Source organism: Ruegeria sp. CDSA221 (assembly GCF_059611825.1).
The window spans coordinates 1-19,788 of record NZ_JBXWPK010000008.1 but is presented as its reverse complement, the minus strand read 5'-3'; the positions used below and the strand labels follow the sequence as shown (position 1 = coordinate 19,788).

The following is a 19,788-nucleotide window of genomic DNA, read 5'->3' as shown; positions in this document are numbered from 1 at the left end:
CTTAGGCCGCTGCAGGTCTTCTCTGGGCCTGCAGCGTGTGCTTGTTGCTGTTCAACAGCTTTTGCCGTGTATGTCGGAAATGCGCTGCTTTCAATGCATCGTCGATATGGCGGCTCCGCCGCAGCAAGCGCATCAGGCTGATATTGTCGAAGACCAGGCATTTGGTGGGTTCGGTGGCTATTACCGTGGCTGTGGCAGGCAGCCCAAGGCCAAAGGTCAGCTCTCCCAAAATCTCATCTTCTCCACATTGGTTGATGACCCGGCCGTTTTTCAGGATCGTGGTCCGCCCCTTTAAGACAAAGCCCAAAAAGTCGGTTGTCTTGCCTTCTTCGATCAGGATGTCACCGTTTTCATAGGTCTTGACGGCGGCGGTGTTCAACAGTTTCCGGGCTTGGTGGGGTTTCAGCGATTCAAGGTGCAGGGCAATGAACTGACGTTCGTCATCTGAAAACCGAAGCAGATGCCGGGACAGAAACCCGCGCAGCAGGCCCAGGATCGAGATCGAGATATAGGCCAGCTGAATGATCGAGCCCGCCAGATTGAACTCTTCCGACATGCTGAATAGAACACATCCGGCTGCGGCGATCACAAGCAGGGGGTAGAGGCTGCCGTTGCCCCGGATGATCCCCATCTGCAGCAGAAAGTAGCTGGTGATGTAGAGGCCCGCGCCAAAGACGCCGATCATCGTGGCGACCTGTACCAGTTCAGGAAACTCGTATGGAAAACTCAGCATGGACCGATCCAACCTTGTTAAGACTGGGTCCAAGCTGAGGGATAGTGGCGGCGCTGTATATGAACAATGTCACATGTTAATCATCGTTATGTTCATTCAATGATCACTCTGTGCAGCAGCGCGCCATCTGTACCCGAACAAACTGTTTGCACCCTGGGTTTTCCAGGGCTGGGGCCCTACTCGCCGTAGGGCACCCAGATGTTTTTAACCTCGGTCGCAGCCTGCAGGAAGCGGCGAGTCTGATCCTCGTGCCAGTCGGTTGCCATGGCGTTATTAACCCAACTCCGTTTCAGGTTCCCGGCCGAAGCCCGCTCGATCTCGGCCGACAGATCGGTAGACGAGAATGACCAGATCGCATCCACATTCAGATGCGAAGCCAGCGGCTTCGCCAGTTCCGTGTGGCTGCCAGTCAGGATGTTGACCACGCCAGCGGGCACGTCCGAGGTTTCGAGGATTTGGTAGAAATCCGTCGCCGCCAGCGGGTAAGGCTCGCTTGCCGCAAGAACCACCCGGTTGCCCATCGCAACCGCAGGCGCCATGGCCGAGACCAGACCCAGCAGCGGCGCCTCGTCAGCACAGAGCGCGCCGATCACGCCGACAGGTTCTTTCATGGCAATGGCCACGCCCCGGATCGGAACGCCGTGCACCTGGCCGTCATACTTGTCGGCCCAGGCAGCGGCGGTGAACAGGCGCTGGATCGCGGCTTCGACCTCTTTCGCACCGTCTTTCCTTCCGGTCATGGCATCAAGGCGCGCAGCGAATTCACCCGCGCGGGCCGAGAGGTTTTCGCCGATGTAATACAGGATCTGTGCCCGCAGATGGCCGGTGGTCTTGGACCAACCCTTGGCCCCCGCTGCGGCCTCGACCGCGTTGCGGACGTCTTTGCGGTTGGCCAGACCCACATGGCCCAGCAGTCCAGACTTGCCCCAGACGGGTTTCGAATATCCGCTGTCAGGACGGGCCTGTTTGCCGCCTACATACATTTTAGCAGTACGGTCAATCGGATCGACCGGGGCACCTTCGCCCATCGCGGCCTCGGCCTTGGCCAATGGTTTGCCTTTGCCTTTGGGCTTGGTGTAAGCGGTCAGACCTTCCCAGCCACCTTCGCGGCCAAAGCCGCTTTCGCGCACACCGCCGAACCCGGCTGCGGCATCGAACAGATTGGTGGCATTCACCCAGACAACGCCCGCGACCAGCTTCGGTGCGATATCCAGTGCAAGGTTCACGTTCTCGGTCCATACCGTCGCCGCCAGCCCGTAACGGGTGTTGTTGGCCAGCTCAACCGCCTCTTCCGGAGTACGGAAGGTCGAGGACACCAGCACCGGACCGAAAATTTCCTCCTGCATCAGTTGATCGGAGGTTTCGAGGCCCGAGATCAGCGTTGGCGGGTAGAAACAGCCATTTTCGGGCAGCGCGCCAGCCGCCTGATAAACGTGACCCGCGGTGTTGCTGTCGACCATGCTCTTGATGGTCTGCAACTGGACCGGGTCGACCACAGCACCCACGTCGATGCATTTGTCCAATGGATCACCGATGCGCAGAGTGTCCATTCGGGCGCGCAGTTTCTCGTGGAACCGATCGGCGATGCCTTCCTGAACCAACAGACGCGAACCTGCGCAACAAACCTGACCCTGATTGAACCAGATCGCGTCGACCAGCCCTTCGATGGCGGAATCGATATCGGCGTCGTCAAAGACGATATAGGCGGACTTGCCGCCCAGCTCCAAAGTCAGCGCCTTACCCGAACCGGCGGTCGCCTCACGGATGCGCCGACCCACTGCGGTTGAGCCGGTAAAGGCGATCTTGTCCACGTCCGAGGCCACGATCATCTCACCCACCGCGCCATCGCCCGTGACGATGTTGACCACACCCTTGGGCAGCCCGGCTTGTGAGCAGATATCGGCAAACAGCAGCGCGGTCAGAGAGGTATATTCGGCAGGTTTCAGAACGACCGTGTTACCCATGGCCAGCGCCGGAGCAATCTTCCAAGCCAGCATCAGCAGCGGGAAGTTCCAAGGAACGATTTGTCCACACACTCCCAGCGCTTCGGCGTTGGGTAGTTCGCTTTCCATCAACTGCGCCATGCCGGCGTGGTAGTAAAAATGGCGCTGTACCAGAGGGATGTCGATGTCGCGCGATTCACGGATCGGCTTGCCGTTATCCAAGCTTTCCAGCACTGCAAACAAACGCGAGTGCTTTTGCAGCAGGCGCGCGATGGCATAGAGGTAGCGCGCACGACCCGCACCGCCCATCTTCTCCCATTTTGGCTGCGCCTTACGGGCGGCGGATACGGCGGCGTCGACATCGGCTTGCTTGGCTTGGGTCAGCTTGGCCAAAACCTCTCCGGTCGCCGGGTTGCGGCTGTCGAACCCCTTGCCCGGTTTGGTGAAGGTCCCGTCGATATAGTGACCAAATTTGTCACCCTGATCGACCAGCCAGGCCAGCGCTTCGGCTGAGCTTTCGGGGGCAGGGCCGTAATCCATGGTCTCGAAAATCTCTTTGACTGTCATTGTTTTCGTCCTCAGCCCATCGAGTGCCTGTAACCGGCGGAATAAGCACCCGTTACGAAATGTTCTAGCTGCCGTTCGATATCGCCCAACAGCGACGACGCGCCAAAGCGAAACAGGTCCGGCTCCAGCCAACGGTCGCCCAACTCATCCTTGATCAGCGACAGGTAAACTAGTGCGTCCTTGGCTTTGGAAATCCCGCCTGCAGGTTTATATCCGACACGATACCCGGTGCGGTCATAATAGTCGCGGATCGCACGGATCATCACCAGTGACACGGGCAGGGTGGCGTTGACGCTTTCCTTACCGGTCGAAGTCTTGATGAAATCCGCCCCCGCCATCATGCAGACCAGCGAGGCACGCGCCACGTTGCGTAGGCTGCCCAGTTCGCCGGTTGCAAGGATGGCTTTGACATGCGCGTCGCCACAAGCCACGCGGAACGCTTTCATCTCGTCATACAAGGCCTTCCAGTCGCCCGACAGCACATGACGCCGAGAGATTACGATGTCGATTTCCTCGGCTCCGGCTTTGACGCTTTCTTCGATCTCGGCCACGCGCAGGTGGAACGGGGACAAGCCTGCAGGGAATCCGGTCGATACGGCGGCCACCGGAATCCCGGTGCCCCTCAGCGCATCCACAGCGGTTTCGATCATGTCGTGATAGACACAGACCGCGCCGGTGGTGATCGGTGGCATGTCCAACGCCTGAAGTGTTGCAGAAGCCACGGGTTGCCGCGCTTTGGCGCACAGGCGCCGGACACGGCCGACGGTATCGTCTCCCGATAGGGTGGTCAGGTCGATCAGGGTGATCGCCTTGAGCAGCCACGCCGCCTGGTAGTCCTTTTTCACCGAGCGCCGACCCGGCAGGGTGGCTGCGCGGCGCTCAACGGCCGAGGTGTTGACCTGTACGGCCCGCACCCAATCCAGATCAAGCTCCATTCCAGGGTTCCGGGGCTCGGTCACTTGCGGCAGATGCGCGGTGCGCACGGGGCTTTCTGAGCTCTGCGTTTCCATTTTCACATCCTTTGGGAGGTTTGTATCAAATTCGCACGGGTAAGATGCAAATGGAAGGCCATCCGGCATTGGAAGGGTAAATTTTTTGACCAAATGGACAAAATAGGCGTTTTCTTGCGAATAATTCTCAATAGCATTGACTTAGTTGCGAGCGGTTCTCATATTCATCTTAGCAAGATACCATTTCCGGGGTCTGATATGATTCGTCGTAGTTTCCTTGCAGCGCTGGCATTCGCCGCTGTATTCCCATTCTCGGCCTGGGCCGATGCGCCGCTGAAAGTGGTGGCCACGACCGGTATGATTGCCGATGCCGCCCGTCAGGTCGGAGGTGATCAGGTCGAGGTGAAGGGCCTTATGGGCCCCGGCGTCGACCCGCATGCCTATCGTCAGACCCGCAGTGATATCGTCGCTATGACCAGGTCCGATCTGATCCTGTGGCATGGTCTGTATCTTGAGGCGCAGATGGAAGAGTTCTTCCATGACCTAGGGCGTAAACGCATGGTCGTTGCGGTAGCCGAAGGCGTTGATAAGTCAAAGCTGCACGCGCATGACAATTATGCTGACAAATACGATCCCCATCTTTGGATGAGCCCGGCCCTGTGGCGCGATGTCGTGGTCGAGGTGCAAAAAGCCCTGACACAAGCGCGCCCCGAGGCCGCGGACACCTTTGCGGCAAACGCAGAGGCCTTTCTTGCGCAGATCGCGGAACTGGAGACTTATGGCAAGCAAGTGCTTGCAGCGGTCCCGGAAAACAACCGTGTTCTGGTGACGGCACATGATGCCTTTGGGTATTTCGGTGCTGAATACGGGTACGATGTGCTTGGAATTCAGGGCATTTCAACCCAATCCGAGGCGGGATTGAACCGGATTAGCGAATTGGTCGATACGCTGGTTGACCGGCAACTGACGGCAGTTTTCGTGGAAAGCTCGGTCTCGGATCGGTCGATGCGTGCGCTGATCGAGGGCGCAGCGGCCAGGGGACATCAGGTCGAAGTCGGTGGACAGCTTTATTCGGACGCGATGGGCGAGCCCGGCACCTATGAGGGTACCTACATCGGGATGTTGGATCACAATATCACAGTAATCGCAGGCGCTCTGGGGGCTGATATTCCCAAAACCGGCATGAGCGGCAATCTGTCGGCGGGGTTTTAAGAGATGCTGGAACTGGCGGCACATCAGGGCATCCCCCTTCCGGAAAACGACATTAGAGAAAGTCCGCTGGCCATTCGTGGCCTGACCGTCTCGTACGGGCAGAAGCCGGCGGTTTTCTCGGTTGATATGACCGTGCAACCGGGTGCCATGACAGCGATCATCGGGCCAAACGGTGCTGGTAAATCGACCCTGTTGAAGGCGGCTTTGGGGATTGTCTCACCCCTGTCCGGTCAGGTGACGGTGTTTGGCGATCGGCTGGATCGACAGCGGTCCCGGATCGCATATGTGCCGCAGCGGGCCAGCGTGGACTGGGACTTCCCGACGCGCGTGATTGACGTGGTTCTGATGGGCTTGTCGCGCGAACTGGGGCTGTTGGGACGGGTGCGCGCCCGGCATAAGGCGCAGGCGATGGATTGCCTGCACCGTGTAGGGATGCGTGACTTTGCCGACCGGCAGATCGGCCAGTTGTCGGGCGGCCAGCAGCAGAGGGTCTTTCTGGCGCGCGCCTTGGCGCAGGCCGCCGATCTGTATCTGCTGGACGAACCTTTTGCCGGGGTTGATGCGGCAACGGAAAAGGCCATCATTTCGGTCCTGAAATCGCTGAAAGAGGCGGGCAAGACCGTGGTTGCGGTGCATCATGACCTGGCGACCGTCACCGACTATTTCGACCATGTTTTCCTGATCAACACGCGCAAAGTCGCCGAGGGGCCCGTGGCCGAGGCATTTACGGCCAAGACATTGCAATCTGCCTATGGCGGCCGTCTGGCTACTGCGCAGATCGACCAGATCTCACGCGCGCTGGGGTGAGTCATGCATTGGGATGCTCTGACCCTTCAGCTTGGCTATAACGCCACGCTTGTCGCAATCGGCGCAAGCCTGCTGGGCATTTCCGCCGGGGTGACCGGCACATTTCTGTTCTTGCGCAAACGTGCACTGGTCAGCGATGCGATCAGCCATGCGACATTGCCGGGTGTGTGTCTGGCCTTTATGGTGCTTGTGGCCCTCGGTGGGGACGGTAGAAACCTGATCGGCCTGCTCGTCGGGTCGGCAATATCCGCTTGGATCGGCCTTTTATGTATGAACTGGCTGACGCGGCACACGCGGCTGGCCGAGGATGCCGCGATTGGAGCGGTCCTATCTGTATTCTTTGGTTTCGGCATTGTGCTGCTGACGGTGATCCAGACCATGGGTGTGGGCCGACAGGCGGGGCTCGAAGGGTTTCTGCTGGGCTCGACCGCAGGAATGCTTTGGACAGATGCGATGATCATTGCGATCGGAGGCGCGGCAACGCTGGCGCTTGTCATGATTATCCGCCGTCCAATGACGATCGTGGCTTTTGATCCTGAATTTGCCGCAGCCAGGGGCCTGCCGGTGCATCGCATCGACCTTGCAATGATGGGTCTGGTTATGGCCGTCACAGTGGTTGGCCTGAAAGTTGTCGGGTTGATCCTGATCGTTGCGCTTTTGATCATTCCGCCGGTGACAGCCCGGTTTTGGACTGAGCGGTCCGAAAGAGTAGTGTTGCTGGCGGGTCTGATCGGGGGCGTCTCGGGTTATATCGGTGCGGCGCTGTCGGCGGCGGCTCCCAATCTGCCGACGGGTCCGCTTATCGTTCTTGTCAGTTTTGCCGTGTTTGTCCTGTCGTTGCTGTTGGCGCCGGTTCGCGGTGTTCTGGCGGCGGTTTTGCGGCACCTGCAATTCCAGCGTCGGGTTCATATCCGGCAGGGCTTGCTTGCGTTGGCACAAGGGCAGAAAATCTATGAGCCGCTGACCCTGCGTTTGTTACGCCGGGCCGGGTTGGCCCGCCCCGACGGCGTGGCAACCGAGGCTGGCAAGGCCCGCGCCGCCAAAGCCCTGCGCGACGAAAAGCGGTGGGAGGTTGTTCGCACGGACCAGGCCCACGAAGCAACGGCGGCGCTTTATGACGGGCTGCGCGATATCGAAACCGTGCTGACCCGCGACCAGATTACCGAAATCGACCGGCAGATCGGTGGCCCGCAGGGGGTAGCAACATGAGCGGCGAAGAATTCGTTCCACTGTCTCTGACACCGCTGCTGATCGGGACATTTGCGGCCATTGCCTGCGCCCTTCCGGGAAACTTTCTGGTTCTGCGCAAACAGGCGCTGATCGGGGATGCGATCAGCCATGTAGTGTTGCCAGGCATCGTGGTGGCCTTTCTGCTGACCGGCGCGATCTCGACCTGGCCGATGATGCTGGGCGCGGCGGGTGCTGCCGTGGTTGCCGTTGTGATGATCGAGGCGATCCGCAGGCTGGGTCAGATCGAACCCGGTGCGGCAATGGGCGTGGTCTTTACTACCCTATTTGCGGCGGGTGTTCTTTTGTTGGAGCAGACGGACACCTCGACCGTGCATCTGGATGTGGAACACGCGCTGTATGGCAATCTCGAAAGTCTGATCTGGCTGGACGCAACGGGATGGGCCTCGCTGCGGGACCCGGCAGCGCTTGCAGGGTTGCCCCCGGAATTGCCGCGTATCGCGCTGACACTTGCAGGGGTTTCCCTGTTTACCTGGATATTCTGGCGACCATTGAAGGTTTCGACCTTTGACGAAGGTTTTGCCAGCACGATTGGTATTCGGACCGGTCCTTTGGGGTTTGCGCTGGTGATCACAGCGGCGATAGCTGCCGTCGCAGCCTTCGACGCGGTTGGCTCGATCATCGTGATCGCCATGTTCATCTGCCCCCCGGCTGCGGCGCGGTTGATGACCAACCGATTGGAAACTCAAATCGCATGGAGCGTTGTATTTGCCGTGGTTTCAGCGGTGATGGGCTATGTTCTGGCGGGCTATGGCCCATTATGGCTGGGTGCCCGCGATGCCGTGAGTGCCGCCGGAATGATCGCAACGGTATCTGGTGTGATTCTGGCGCTTGCAGCTGTTTTCGGCCTCTGCCGGACCCGCGCGGGCGCTCCAGGCACTGTTTGATCCGGCAAATTCCTGCTGTTGGCTGATGCCGTATTTCGGCTGAACTTTGCCAACGCGAACAGCTCGGTCAGAGTTAATGAGCCTTAATCTGCAGATCGTGCTAAAATTGTTGTATTGTTAAGCAACTGACCACCACTCACCCCGGCTTGTTCGGGCAATCGTGATCAAGGTCGTCGCCTTGCAGGCCGACATGGCGCGATTGTCCGAACGCCCCCCTCTTGCACAAAATCTGAATACCATAGCGGTGGCAGAATCGTGTGCGCATGTGCTAGGTCTAGGGGTATGGAGCAGGCAAACCCCAATATCAGCGAGTTTCGACCGGTAATTCGGCAGTTGGACGATGCTGCAATCAACCGGATCGCAGCCGGCGAAGTGGTCGAGCGACCGGCCTCTGCGGTCAAGGAATTGATCGAGAACGCCATTGATGCAGGTGCCACGCGGGTTGCGATAGAGATCGCCGATGGGGGCAAGACGCTGATTCGCGTCACCGATGACGGCTGTGGTATTGCGGCGACGGACTTGCCGTTGGCTTTGTCCCGCCACGCAACCTCGAAAATCGACGGGTCGGATCTGCTGAACATTCATACTTTCGGCTTTCGCGGTGAGGCGTTGCCGTCGCTGGGCGCGGTCGGGCGTTTGACCATAACCAGTCGTGTTCCGGGGGCGGATGCGGCGCAGATTCAGGTCGCTGGTGGCACAATGTCCGCGGTGAAACCCGCGGCTCTGCGCGCGGGTACCGTGGTCGAGTTGCGCGATCTGTTCTTTGCCACGCCTGCGCGTCTGAAATTCATGCGTACCGACCGCGCCGAGACACAGGCCATCGCCGATACGGTCAAACGTCTGGCCATGGCCGAGCCCTCGGTCACCTTTTCCCTGCGCGATGTCTCGGGCGGCGGCGAGGGGCGCGTAACCTTCCGTGCTGACCGCGAGAATGGTGATCTGTTTAACGCGTTGCATGCCCGACTGGCCCGCGTGATCGGGCGCGAGTTTGCCGAGAACGCGTTGCAAATTGACGCCACGCGTGAGGGTATCCGGCTGTATGGCTATGCCGCTCTGCCGACCTATTCTCGGGGCGCAGCGGTGGCGCAGTACCTGTTCGTCAATGGACGGCCTGTGCGTGACAAGATGCTGACCGGTGCATTGCGGGCGGCCTATTTCGACTTTCTCAGCCGTGATCGGCATCCGGCGGCGGCTCTGTTCATCGACTGTGATCCGACGCTGGTGGATGTGAACGTGCACCCCGCGAAATCCGAGGTCCGGTTCTGCGATCCCGGCGTCGCACGCGGGCTGATCGTCTCGGCCCTGCGGCACGCACTGGCCGAAGCGGGGCACCGGGCGTCCTCGACCGTCGCAAACGCGACGCTTGGCGCGATGCGACCCGAGCCGTCTCACTCCACCCCGGCGCGGGTGTATCAGATGGATCGCCCCTCACCCGCCGCGCGCCAGATGGCTTATCAGGCGCAGGCGCCGGGCTTTGCTGAACTGACCCGCGATTACAGCGGCAGCGTGGTCGAGCCGGTCGCGGAGCCCGCTTCCGAGGCGCCGACCGAAGACCTGCCTTTGGGAGCCGCGCGCGGGCAGGTGCATGAAAACTACATCATCGCCCAGACCGCTGATGGCATGGTGATCGTCGATCAGCACGCCGCGCATGAGCGGTTGGTCTATGAAAAGCTCAAAACCCAGATGGCGGCGAACGGCGTGGCGGCGCAGGCGCTGCTGATCCCCGAGATCGTAGAGTTGTCTGAAGGCGACTGCGCGCGACTTATGGCGGTGGCAGATGACCTTTCGCGCTTTGGCCTGACGCTCGAGCCCTTCGGCGGCGGTGCGGTTGCCGTGCGTGAAACCCCGGCCATTCTGGGTGAGGTCAACGCCCGCGCAATGATTCTGGATATTCTGGATGAGCTGTCCGATCAGGGTGAAAGCCAGATGGTGCAGGCGCGGATTGAGGCGATCCTCAGCCGTGTCGCCTGTCACGGTTCGATCCGCTCGGGCCGCCGAATGCGGGCCGAAGAGATGAACGCCCTGCTGCGCGAGATGGAGGCGACACCCCATTCCGGCCAGTGCAACCACGGGCGGCCAACCTACGTGGAACTGAAACTGGCCGATATCGAACGATTGTTCGGACGCAGTTGATCCCGCGGGGTGCGCGGGCTATGAAGAATAAAACAAGAACACCCGAGGCGATATGATCGAGATTGCAGGAACCCAATTTGCATTGAACGACCCCGTGATTCTGATCGTTGGCGGGGTGGTGGCATTGATCCTGTTGCTGCTGTTCCTGTCTTTGCGAGCGGCCAACCGGTCAGCCAGGATGGCCGAGCCACTGTCGCGGCAAATGGCGCATCTGGGTCAGCATGTTCAGCAGTTGGGACAAGGACAAGAGCAGCTGCGCGGTGGTCTGCAGCATGTCTCGGACACGCAGGCCAATGCGCAGCTGCAGGTGATCCAGACGGTTGAATCCCGCCTGTCTTCGGTGCAGCAGCAGATGAACGATCGGCTGGCAGATAATGCGATGAAATCCGCACGTGCGCTGGCCGAGATGCAGGAGCGGATGAAGGAATCGCTGCACGGCTCGTCGAAACAGACGGCGACGTCACTGACCCAGTTGCAGGAGCGCCTGGCGGCCATCGACAAGGCGCAGGATAACATCACCAAACTGTCGGGCGATGTGCTGTCGCTTCAGGATATTCTGTCGAACAAACAGACGCGCGGTGCGTTCGGAGAGATTCAGTTGAACGATATCGTCTCCAAGGCGTTGCCCTCGGACAGTTTCAAGCTGCAGGCGACCTTGTCGAACGGGCGTCGGGCGGATTGCTTGATCCACCTGCCCAACCCACCTGGCCCCATTGTGATCGACAGCAAATTCCCGTTGGAAGCGTATGAGGCGCTGATCGGGTCGACCAATGATACGGAGCTGAAAGCGGCGGTGCAGATGTTCCGAACAACTGTGCGCAAGCATATCAACGACATCTCCGAGAAGTACATTCTGGACGGGGAAACCGCCGATGGCGCGTTGATGTTCCTACCTTCCGAAGCGGTTTATGCCGAGTTGCACGCCAAGTTTCCCGAATTGGTGCAGGAGAGCTTTACCAAACGCGTTTGGATCGTCTCGCCCACCACCTGCATGGCAACGCTGAACACGATGCGCGCGATCCTGAAGGACGCAAGGATGCGGGAACAGGCGGGTGCTATCCGCAAAGAGCTGGGTCTGCTGCACAAGGATGTAGATCGCCTGGGCGATCGGGTTTCCAATCTGGACCGTCATTTCGGGCAGGCGGCCAAGGATATCTCGGAAATCAAGATCAGCGCTGAAAAGGCAGGGCGCCGGGCGCAGCGGCTGGACAATTTCGATTTCGAAGAGATCGCACCTGACGACACACCGGGCGTTGTACCGCTGGCGCGGCACGAAATCTGACAAGCCGTTCGATGCGACATTGGCCGGAATTGGCCAGCGCACCGCGTCAGGTCCCAGAGATCAGATACGCAGGAAGGGCTGGAACAAGCGGGGCATGAGCTTGGTGAATTTCAGCGGCGCGTCGGTAACGGCCAGACAGATGCAATCTGCGGTAATGTCTGCGGTCGGGGTGTGATGCAGATCTTCATCGGCAATCTCGACATCGCCGCGTGCAAAGTGATCAACCTCATCCGAGAACGCACCCTGCAGAACCATGGTCAATTCCATACCGTTATGGCTGTGATCCGGAACTGCGGTTCCGGCCGGAATGAACAGCAGACGTGCCGAAGCGTCGCCGCTCGTCGGCAAGATAGCTTGTCTGACGCCCATTCCGATGGGCCGCCATCGGATGTCATTGACAGTGCCACCGACGTAGTCCTGCAGGGGGGCAGGTAGGACGGCGCAGCCCTTGTTCACGGGCTTGGGGGTCGGTGCGCCTTGGGCGATCAGCGCCATAGTCGCAGCCAGCGCGCTGTCGCTCATTTGGGCAGGATAGGGCAGCGTGTCCAGTATCTGTCCGCCCACCGCATCAAAGCTTTCAGCCTGCGCGCGGCAATGGTCACACAGCGACAGATGGGTCGCGACCATCAGATCGAACGCTTCGGGCAGGCTGCCGGCGGCATATGCCATCAGCAGATCTTCCGTCAGGTGATGCTTAATCTGTTTGCTCATCGTCTCTGTCTCAGTTCATTGCGTGGCGCAGGCGATCCAGCGCCAGCCTAATTCTTGATTTGATCGTTCCCAGAGGCAACCCAGTCTGAGATGCAATTTCCCGGTGACTCAGGTCTCCGAAATAGGCCTTTTCGATCAAGTCTCTTTGCGCGTCAGGCAACGCCTTCAAGGCAGTGCGCAGCTGCGCGGTTTCTTGTTGCAAGACGATCACGTCGTCCTGATCAGGTTCGGACTCGGGGCCCCAGCCCAGTTCTTCCGGTTCGGGGCGCCGTTGCTTGCGCAGGGCGTCGATGCGTTTGTTCCGTGCGATGGTGAACACCCATGTGGCCACCGTTGCCCGGGTCGGATCGAACAGATGGGCCTTGTGCCACAAGGTTGCCATCACCTCTTGCGCACATTCCTCAGACATGGTCGCGTCCGAGCCCGACTTCATCAGGAACGCCTTGATCCGCGGCGCAAAATGCTGGAACAGCTCGGCAAAAGCCGCCTGATCCTGCGCATCCCGAATGCGCCTGACATGGTCCACCCACTCAATCCTGGTGTCGCAACTGCTTTGTGTTCCGTTCACCTGTTTACCCTTGATGCGTTTTCTTGCGCGCCATGGCTTGAGCACGGCGGGTGTAGCCGCCGGCTCGTCCAAGGTCACGGTGTCTATCTCGGTAAACATAACCACAATACGGTTGGTGTCCCAAGCCGGATCACTCTGAAGCGATATTTTTGATCCAATCCTGGCTGGATGCCGTATTCTAAGTAACAGAAACCTTCAGAAAACCACGCCCCTCCGGGCGGTTACAAGCGGGTCGGACCATATCGAATGACACAGACCGTTGATCATGTTGCGGGCCATACCTTTCACGGGCGAAAGGGGGCGATCGAAAACGCCTTCCGCTATTCGGTCGACTACATTCTTCTGAACCCTGAAAGCGATCTGACCACTCCGGCGCTATTTTCGGTGAACCGGGCCAATCTTGCCAACTGGCGGTCGCAGGACCACGGGGGGGCGCCGGGCCAAGGCGGCGCTGCCGTATGGCTGCGCACCCAGTTCGATCAGATGCAGGTGGCGCAACCGGCGCGCCTGATGTTGCTGACCCAGCCCCGGGTTTTGGGTCATGTCTTCAACCCGGTCAGCTTCTGGTTCTGTTTCGATGGGCAGGGTGCGCTCTATGCGGTTGTGGCCGAGGTGACCAATACCTATGGCACGCGCCACAGCTATCTGTGCCACAATCCCGGCTTTTCACCCATCAAGGCAACCGACAGGATGGTGGCTGACAAACTGCTGCATGTCTCGCCCTTCCAGAAGATCGAAGGAAGTTACACCTTCCGGTTCGATTACCGCCCCGAGCGTGTCGGCGTGTGGATCGACTATACCCGCCCCGAGGGCGGTTTGATCGCGACGTTAACCGGGACACGCCGTCCGCTGACCAACCGGGTGATCCTGTGGTCGCTGCTGCGCCGCCCATTTGGTGCGCGGCGGACCTTTGCGCTGATCATCTGGCAGGCACTTAAACTTTGGGTGAAAAAAGCCACCTTTCGCCCGTTCAGAACCGCACCGGTGCCGGATCAGCCGGTTTCGCGTGTGCGCCTGCGCTAACGCGTTTGTTCAAGATCAAAGACTCGGGCTCTGCCTAGTGGTTGTTTCATTCGAAAGCCGCGAACACAGGAGTCGGGTCATGTTGGAAATTTCAGCAAGAAAAGTTGCTCAGGTTGCGCTGATGGGGCGCGAGCTGAATCGGGCCGAGGGCGAGTTGCGCGCGTTCATTGATCACATGAGCGAGGACGAACAGGCCGAACTGGTGGCTATCATGTGGATCGGGCGTGAAAGCTTCTTCGCCGAGGATCTGGTCGAAGCCATCGCCACCGCAAGGGCCGAAGCCTCAACCCCCTGCGCTGATTACCTGATCGGCACGCCGCACATGTCAGATCATCTGGAAAATGGTTTGGATGCGCTGGGGGTATCGGCGGAAGATGTGGAAAACGATCTGATGTAGGCGATTGCGCAACCGATCGAGGACAGAGTTTTCCACACCTTCTTGTCTGGCGGTTTAATCGGATAAAGGGATGGTCGTGGACAATTTCAGCCAGGTTTGATTTAGGTTCGGGTGAACTACTTTTGGTTGAATGAATGACATCCGATACCCCAGCTTCTTTGCGACACAGAAAATCGAAGCTCGCCCGTGTTCTAACGGGTATTGTCTTGATCGCAATCGCTGGGGTTTTGGTGCTAGGCCAAGAACGTAAAAAGCTGATGGCTACCTGCAACTTTAGTAAGGCTGACTTGGAAGACAAGTTGGCCGCCTGTGATACGTTGTTGATATGGGCGGCATATAACCCGTCAACCCGGTCGCTGATCCATCGACACAAGATGCGGGCACATATGTGGAATAGAGACTGGGAGGCTGCCCAAAGCGAGGCTGATCTGGCTATTGCAGAAGACCCTGAAAGCCGCGTGCCGTGGCAGTGGAAGGCGCTGGCCCACGCCCGCGCCGAAGAATACCCAGCGGCGATGGAGGCAATTGAGGCAGCGCTGGAGATTGCCCCGGGTAATGACTATTCGCTAGAGACAAAAGCCAAACTCTTGCGCCGGATGGATCGGTTGTCAGAGGTTGAGCCTCTGGTTGAAGACGCCATAGCCAACCATAAAGTGGGCCCGTGGGCCTGGAGCTATGCTGGCTATTTCAGATTGCGGGCAAAGGAGTATAGACCCTCGGCTTTGGCCTTTTCCGAAGCGTTACATGCCGATCCACACAATGCATATGATCGCCGCAAGTTCCTTGAGGCCTGCCGACTTGCTGGCCCAGATTGCCCGCCTCTGTTTCCTGAAAAACGCGCGAGCTATGCTGAGCTTAGCTGCGAAGACATTGCATTGCAGTTTGCAGAGCAATATCCAGGTTTTCACAGCGGAGCTGGTTTTGATACGCCGTATGACCTGATCGACCAAGGTGATTGGCGTGCAAAGGTCCTGGTGCAGGTTGTTTACCTCGGCACAGCAATCGGATTCGAGCAGACTGCGTCAAAAGAATATGCAAATAGGTTGATAGTAGACAGCGCCATGTTTGAGTGTGTTTCGGGTGGCGAATATTACTTTTCGGGCTCGGATAAGGGCTCCGAAGAACACCGCTATGCAGCTGAACACTTGTTTGGACCGGAATTGCGTAGAAACCTTGTCGATCTCGCGTATACGCATCTGAATTGATGTACCAACCCGGCCAATCCAGGTTGGTGCGGGCTTAGTTTTCAGCCCGCGTGATCCACCACCTGCAGATGCTGCGCCAGCCGGTCAATTTCAGCCATCCAACTCTGCACCAGCTTTGGATCATTGGGGGCCGCATGAACGCCTGCCGGGATAGCGCGGTTCAAGACGGCTTCGACAGCCAGTGAAACGGGGACCGAGACCAGCCGCGCCATTGCCGTGCCGCGGTCGTCGCCCCAGGCATCCATCACATAGGTTTTGTGCCAGACCGGAACGCCGTCTTTTTCCGCCTTCAGGCCCACACACAGAACCACACGGTCCGGCTCGCCCTCGTCATAGGCGTTTTCGGCCCAGAACTGGTCCGACATCTCCTTCAGGCGTGCATCGCCTTCGGGCCCGGACAGGGTTTCGATTTCGGCAAACACATCCGACCACGCATCGGCCCAGCCATTCAGACGCAGCGTACCGCGGACGAATTCCTTGACTGGCCAGTGATCCTCGAAATGGTACTGCGCCATGAACGGGATCGAGTCGCGGTTCGGGTAGACCTCAAAGCTTTCGGGTGTGGGCAGGGGTGCGATATAGCTGGTAATCGCATCCCATGGGCGCGCCACGTCCAGCGGAGCATAATTGCGAATTGATTTCGATGGTGAACGCAACGCCTTGAGCACACCCAGCGGTGACCAGCTGAACTTGTACCGGAACGGGTTCGGATACTTGGGGATACCACCGCAATAAGAGATGAAACTCAGGTGGTTCTGCGGGTCGAACACGTCTGAAGCGCGATAGTCGTCGATCAGTGCATGAGCCATCAGGTGATCGATGCCCGGGTCCAGCCCGACCTCGTTGACCAGCGCCACCCCGGCTTCGCGGGCCGCGCCGTCCAACGCGCGCATCTCGGGGGCGATATAGGAGGATGAGACGAAATTCGCCTGTTTCGCGATTGCAAGCTCGGCCAAGGGCACGTGCCAATCGCCGGGCAACATCGAAACGATGACATCGCCCTGTTCCAGCACCGCCGCCAAGGCGTCGATATCAAAAACGCGGATATCGCTGGTCAGATCGCCAACTTCGGCCTTGGCCTTTTCGATTGTCCGGTTCCAGACTGTGACCTTTTGCCCGCCTTCGATCAGGCGGCGTAAGCCGGGAATGGCCGACAGGCCGGTGCCACACCAGTGAATCGTCATGTGAAAACTCCTTTACGGCTGTTCAGCCAAACCTCAGTTTTGCAATCACGATCGCGCTGACAAGCAGGATCGATATCACATTACCCAATATCAGCGGCCATGCCGCAATCATCACTCCGTAAATCAGCCACAGGGTCAACGTGGCCAGAATCAACAGGTTCGCCGGCATAGACAGATCCTTGGTCTCGCGGGAGCGCCAGGTCTTTAGGGTTTGAGGAAGCCAACATACAGTGCCCAGCACCGCAGCCGCGCCCCCGATCAGGTGTTCCATGCGTGGCTACTCCTAGACATGGTTGTCGAACGTATCACGGGCCCGGCCCCAGACGCCGCTGTCCAAGTCGGTCAGGGTCAACAGAGAAGGCAGAAGCTGTGCTGCATAATCTTCCGAGCTTTCGACCGGTAGCATCGACGGCAGATTGTCGATTGCAACTACATCAAGAACCGGATTGGTCGCCACGCGCAGGGCAGGTGCGTCCCAAGTGGTTGCTCGGTCATAAACCGGAACAGGGTTATAATCGCTGTCAGGGTCACAGGCGACATCGCCGATGGCGGTCAGCTTGCGGTCAGCGGCCAGTGCCTTATGCGGGACAAAAATCGGCGTACCTGGGCGCGCGAAGATACAGTTCAGGAACAGGTCGTGGTCGAGGATTTCAGGGAACGGCCCGCCGCTGGCGGTTTCGGCCATGTCCCACTTGGTGACACTGACACCCATCGCCGTGCAAAGGTCGCTGGCGCCGGTACCCACGCGGCCAAGAGCACCGATGACGATGGCCCTTGGTCTATTGGCCTCGATGGCATCTAGTTCAGCCAGAAGCTCGGAATTCAAAGCGTCCTTGCTGGGATAGACACCAACCGGAGGGCATTCCGCGCCCCGCTGCTGCGCGGCCCAAGTCTTGAGTGTCATCGCAGCCCCGGCATAGCCGGCCCAATAGCCAAAGGCGGCGACTCGGCGGCCGTTTTCGTCGACAAGATATTCCAGATCATACAGCGTTCCGCCCCCGGCCTTGAACCGTTCTAGCAGCGCCCGGCCGGAATGCTGACCCTTATAGGCATGGCCGAACATGATGTGGCGGTGGGGCAGGGGCGTGCCATCCTCGGGCAGTTCCTTGAGGCCGAAGATGATCGCGTCCTTAGGTGCATCTGGCCAGGAATTCTCGGGCGCGATCTCGCAGCCAGCAGCCTTGTAACCGTCGATGGGGATGGCGCGAACATGGCTTTCCTCGACCGTTACGCGGATGCCAGCAGCGATCAGAGCCAAAGCGCCTTCAGGGGTCAGCCCGACCCGTTCTTCGTTCGGGCGCTGTTCGGCCCGGACCCATAGATGCGTCATATTTTGTCCCCTTTATCAGAGCATTCCGGCGGCACGCACGGCTTTCAGCGAAGCGCGCGCCTCTGCCGCCTCACGAAAGGCGACGATCTTGGGATAGGTTGCAACGTCGACGCCGTCGCCTTCCAACCAACTGCAAACCACATACAAATAGGCATCGGCCAGCGAGAACGCCTCGCCCAGCACAAACGGTCCACGCAGACCGTTCGAACAGATATAGTGGCAGGACGCTGCCATGGTCTGCGCGACTTTTGCCGTCATATCCTTCCAGCTGGATTTCTTGTCGGCCCACCGTGCGCCGCGCAGCTTATGGGCGTGGTTCACATGCATGGTCGAGGCAAGGTAATACATCACCTCGCGCATCCGGGCGGCCATGATCGGGTCCGCAGGCACCAGCCCGGCCTTCGGAGCCATTGCTGCGATGAACTCCAAAAGTGCCCCGGTTTCGGTCAAAATCCCACCGTCTACCACCAACGCCGGAACCCGGCCTTTTGGGTTGATCTGCTTGTAGGCGGATTTGGTTTGCTCTCCACCGGCAAAGTCCAGTTGGATCGCTTCATAGTCCAGCCCGGCCTCTTCCAGTGCAATCGCAACGGCGACCGAAATCGTGCGAGGGGCATAGTAAAGTTGCATCACAAAGCCTCTGGTTTGGGGTTACAGGTGGGTCTGTGCAAACTGCCGGTCTGGTGCTTCCAGATGCGGAACGGCATTGAACAGAACCGGGCTGAGCTGAGTACCTATCGGGTATAAACGGTGCATTGACGTGTTCATGATGGCAAGAGCCACCCGCGCCATGGCCGGGATATCCAGGCCCATCGCCTGGCGGACAACCATCGAAATCAACCCGCCCGAGGTCACAACAATGGCAGGGCCGCCTTCGGTTCCGATATCGGTCAGCGCGTCGCGCACCCGGGTTTCGAATTCCTCGAAGGTTTCCGGTGTGTTTTTGATGGCGCCATCGGCCCAGGCGGCAAAGGTGCGGGGCAGATGCTCGACAAAACCTTCGCGATCAGTGGGCACTTTCACTCCGTGCTGTTCCTCGAACAGCTGCGCGATGGTGAAATACTCGATCTCGTTCAGCCGCGGATCGCGGATCGGATCAGTCAGCCCCATGCTGGCGGTGGTCTCGGCGTGGCGGATCAGGGTGCCGCAATAGACTCGGGGAAAATGGCTGCGTGTGTCCTGCAGATGCGCCCCCAGCCAGCGGGCCTGCTGATGCCCCAGATCGCTGAGCTTGTCATAGTTCTTTTCGTCGCGCGCGGTAGTGTTGGCCTGCCCGTGACGCACCAGTGTGATATGTGACATGTCGGTCCCTCTTGCGTGGCAAGTCTTAGGACAGGTCTAGGTCCGGGGCCAGAGCTGTTCGTTGCGGTTTGGAAATTATTCTCGCTCACCCCCGAATCTGGCCGGGCGGTATTGTTGTTGACTCGCAAGACCGTCCACAGGAACCTTGGTGATATCAGACTGTCCTGCAAATTCATCGTTGCAAGCTATTCGATGACCTCGGAAAACTGGCTTGGGAAAGGGTTTATTTATGACGGATATTAAGCGCACGCCTTTGCATGGTTTGCATGTTGAGTTGGGTGGGAAGTTGGTTGATTTTGCGGGCTG

General features: G+C 59.1%; 19 protein-coding genes. 9 read left to right on the top strand and 10 right to left on the bottom strand.

Features of this window, described 5'->3' with window-relative positions; genetic code table 11:
• Nucleotide 1: 1 nt before the first annotated feature.
• The 3 genes from AC2FJ5_RS13250 to deoC form a co-directional block, all read right to left on the bottom strand.
• Nucleotides 2-733 (bottom strand): Crp/Fnr family transcriptional regulator, encoded by a 732-nt coding sequence (locus AC2FJ5_RS13250; protein ID WP_281996041.1) that lies wholly within the window; start codon nt 731-733, stop codon nt 2-4.
• Nucleotides 734-909: 176 nt separating this feature from the next.
• Nucleotides 910-3,243 carry an aldehyde dehydrogenase family protein gene (locus AC2FJ5_RS13245; protein ID WP_496793635.1) on the bottom strand — a complete coding sequence of 778 codons (2,334 nt, stop codon included), beginning with the start codon at nt 3,241-3,243 and terminating at the stop codon, nt 910-912.
• 11 nt (nt 3,244-3,254) lie between these two features.
• A complete protein-coding gene (gene deoC / locus AC2FJ5_RS13240; RefSeq protein WP_496787010.1) occupies nt 3,255-4,253 on the bottom strand; it encodes a deoxyribose-phosphate aldolase in 999 nt (332 codons plus the stop codon).
• Nucleotides 4,254-4,451: 198 nt separating this feature from the next.
• Between deoC and AC2FJ5_RS13235 the strand changes: the two genes are divergently transcribed.
• From AC2FJ5_RS13235 to AC2FJ5_RS13210, 6 genes are all read left to right on the top strand, one after another.
• Nucleotides 4,452-5,405 carry a metal ABC transporter solute-binding protein, Zn/Mn family gene (locus AC2FJ5_RS13235; RefSeq protein ID WP_271952144.1) on the top strand — a complete coding sequence of 318 codons (954 nt, stop codon included), beginning with the start codon at nt 4,452-4,454 and terminating at the stop codon, nt 5,403-5,405.
• A gap of 3 nt (nt 5,406-5,408) precedes the next feature.
• Nucleotides 5,409-6,212 (top strand): metal ABC transporter ATP-binding protein, encoded by an 804-nt coding sequence (locus tag AC2FJ5_RS13230; RefSeq protein ID WP_496793633.1) that lies wholly within the window; start codon nt 5,409-5,411, stop codon nt 6,210-6,212.
• A gap of 3 nt (nt 6,213-6,215) precedes the next feature.
• On the top strand, nt 6,216-7,421 hold the full coding sequence (locus AC2FJ5_RS13225; protein WP_142640062.1) for a metal ABC transporter permease: 1,206 nt from the start codon (nt 6,216-6,218) through the stop codon (nt 7,419-7,421).
• Nucleotides 7,418-8,347, top strand: coding sequence for a metal ABC transporter permease (locus AC2FJ5_RS13220; protein WP_496793632.1), 930 nt, complete (start codon nt 7,418-7,420; stop codon nt 8,345-8,347). The genes AC2FJ5_RS13225 and AC2FJ5_RS13220 overlap by 4 nt, the downstream gene beginning before the upstream one ends.
• A 282-nt stretch (nt 8,348-8,629) precedes the next feature.
• The gene (gene mutL / locus AC2FJ5_RS13215; protein ID WP_496793631.1) at nt 8,630-10,480 is read left to right on the top strand and encodes a DNA mismatch repair endonuclease MutL; all 1,851 of its coding nucleotides are present in this window, start codon (nt 8,630-8,632) and stop codon (nt 10,478-10,480) included.
• A 52-nt stretch (nt 10,481-10,532) separates the two neighbouring features.
• Nucleotides 10,533-11,762, top strand: a complete 1,230-nt coding sequence (locus tag AC2FJ5_RS13210; RefSeq protein WP_142640068.1) for a DNA recombination protein RmuC — start codon at nt 10,533-10,535, stop codon at nt 11,760-11,762.
• A 60-nt stretch (nt 11,763-11,822) separates the two neighbouring features.
• On the opposite strand, the gene AC2FJ5_RS13205 is transcribed toward AC2FJ5_RS13210, so the two are convergent.
• Nucleotides 11,823-12,473, bottom strand: coding sequence for a ChrR family anti-sigma-E factor (locus tag AC2FJ5_RS13205; RefSeq protein WP_496793629.1), 651 nt, complete (start codon nt 12,471-12,473; stop codon nt 11,823-11,825).
• Nucleotides 12,474-12,483: 10 nt separating this feature from the next.
• On the bottom strand, nt 12,484-13,140 hold the full coding sequence (locus tag AC2FJ5_RS13200; protein WP_496697722.1) for a sigma-70 family RNA polymerase sigma factor: 657 nt from the start codon (nt 13,138-13,140) through the stop codon (nt 12,484-12,486).
• A gap of 147 nt (nt 13,141-13,287) precedes the next feature.
• Between AC2FJ5_RS13200 and AC2FJ5_RS13195 the strand changes: the two genes are divergently transcribed.
• The 3 genes from AC2FJ5_RS13195 to AC2FJ5_RS13185 all read left to right on the top strand — a co-directional run bounded on the left by AC2FJ5_RS13195 (nt 13,288) and on the right by AC2FJ5_RS13185 (nt 15,666).
• Nucleotides 13,288-14,064, top strand: a complete 777-nt coding sequence (locus AC2FJ5_RS13195) for a DUF1365 domain-containing protein (protein ID WP_496793628.1) — start codon at nt 13,288-13,290, stop codon at nt 14,062-14,064.
• Nucleotides 14,065-14,143: 79 nt separating this feature from the next.
• Nucleotides 14,144-14,461 (top strand): DUF3775 domain-containing protein, encoded by a 318-nt coding sequence (locus tag AC2FJ5_RS13190; protein ID WP_142640076.1) that lies wholly within the window; start codon nt 14,144-14,146, stop codon nt 14,459-14,461.
• 257 nt (nt 14,462-14,718) lie between these two features.
• Complete coding sequence (locus AC2FJ5_RS13185; RefSeq protein ID WP_496793626.1) at nt 14,719-15,666, top strand: tetratricopeptide repeat protein; 948 nt, start codon at nt 14,719-14,721, stop codon at nt 15,664-15,666.
• Nucleotides 15,667-15,707: 41 nt separating this feature from the next.
• On the opposite strand, the gene AC2FJ5_RS13180 is transcribed toward AC2FJ5_RS13185, so the two are convergent.
• Genes AC2FJ5_RS13180 through AC2FJ5_RS13160 form a run of 5 tightly spaced genes read right to left on the bottom strand, consistent with a single transcriptional unit; the run spans nt 15,708 to nt 19,482 of the window.
• Nucleotides 15,708-16,850 carry a saccharopine dehydrogenase family protein gene (locus tag AC2FJ5_RS13180; RefSeq protein WP_496793625.1) on the bottom strand — a complete coding sequence of 381 codons (1,143 nt, stop codon included), beginning with the start codon at nt 16,848-16,850 and terminating at the stop codon, nt 15,708-15,710.
• 22 nt (nt 16,851-16,872) lie between these two features.
• Nucleotides 16,873-17,121 carry a SemiSWEET family sugar transporter gene (locus tag AC2FJ5_RS13175; RefSeq protein ID WP_496793623.1) on the bottom strand — a complete coding sequence of 83 codons (249 nt, stop codon included), beginning with the start codon at nt 17,119-17,121 and terminating at the stop codon, nt 16,873-16,875.
• Nucleotides 17,122-17,133: 12 nt separating this feature from the next.
• On the bottom strand, nt 17,134-18,180 hold the full coding sequence (locus tag AC2FJ5_RS13170) for a saccharopine dehydrogenase (protein WP_496793622.1): 1,047 nt from the start codon (nt 18,178-18,180) through the stop codon (nt 17,134-17,136).
• Between the two features lie 15 nt (nt 18,181-18,195).
• Nucleotides 18,196-18,810 carry a glutathione S-transferase family protein gene (locus tag AC2FJ5_RS13165; protein WP_496793621.1) on the bottom strand — a complete coding sequence of 205 codons (615 nt, stop codon included), beginning with the start codon at nt 18,808-18,810 and terminating at the stop codon, nt 18,196-18,198.
• Nucleotides 18,811-18,831: 21 nt separating this feature from the next.
• Complete coding sequence (locus tag AC2FJ5_RS13160; protein WP_142640087.1) at nt 18,832-19,482, bottom strand: histidine phosphatase family protein; 651 nt, start codon at nt 19,480-19,482, stop codon at nt 18,832-18,834.
• Nucleotides 19,483-19,788: the final 306 nt, after the last annotated feature.